This is a genomic window from Paenibacillus sp. OT2-17 (assembly GCF_009827695.1).
GTDB lineage: Bacteria > Bacillota > Bacilli > Paenibacillales > Paenibacillaceae > Paenibacillus > Paenibacillus polymyxa_B.
This window is the reverse complement of the sequence record NZ_WUDQ01001052.1, coordinates 1-540: the sequence shown is the minus strand read 5'-3', so window position 1 is coordinate 540 and position 540 is coordinate 1. Positions and strand designations below refer to the sequence as shown.

Annotated in this window: 1 protein-coding gene; it reads right to left on the bottom strand. The window is 47.2% G+C overall.

Annotated elements, in window-relative coordinates:
* On the bottom strand, window positions 1-540 hold a 540-nt coding region (locus GRP75_RS28990), incomplete at both ends, for a glycoside hydrolase family protein (RefSeq protein ID WP_483311138.1).

Here is a 540-nt window from a genome sequence, read left to right as displayed (position 1 = left end):
TTGTGCCAAGTTCGTCCTTTATCGCTACTGTAAGCCAGGCTTTGCCGCTGGCGAGGTTGTCTGGTCTCCGGACAGATGTCTGCATGAGTGAAGAGCGCGATCAATCCATGGGAACCATCGAACAGTCCGCTGCTATTATTCCAGTCAACCACACAGCAACCGGAAAAAATTGCGCCATGCTCATCCGGGAACAGAGCGATAGGCATATGCTCCCAATGAACCAAGTCTGGGCTTACGGCATGACCCCAGTGCATCGGTCCCCACTGATTGCTATAAGGATGGTGCTGATAAAACAGATGATAGACTCCCTCGTAATAGACTAATCCGTTCGGATCATTCAACCAATGGGAGTGAGGTGAAAAATGAAAACCCGGCCTTAATCTATCATCATCTTGCTGTTTATTTGTCTCGATCATCTGTTTAATCTCATCTGTCGTCGGCATAGATTGAAGAGCTCCTTTTCGTGTGGTTACTAATGCACAGCCGGAATTGGCAAAAGTTAGCATGCTGATGATTTGCTGTTTGGTCAGCTGATTCAAA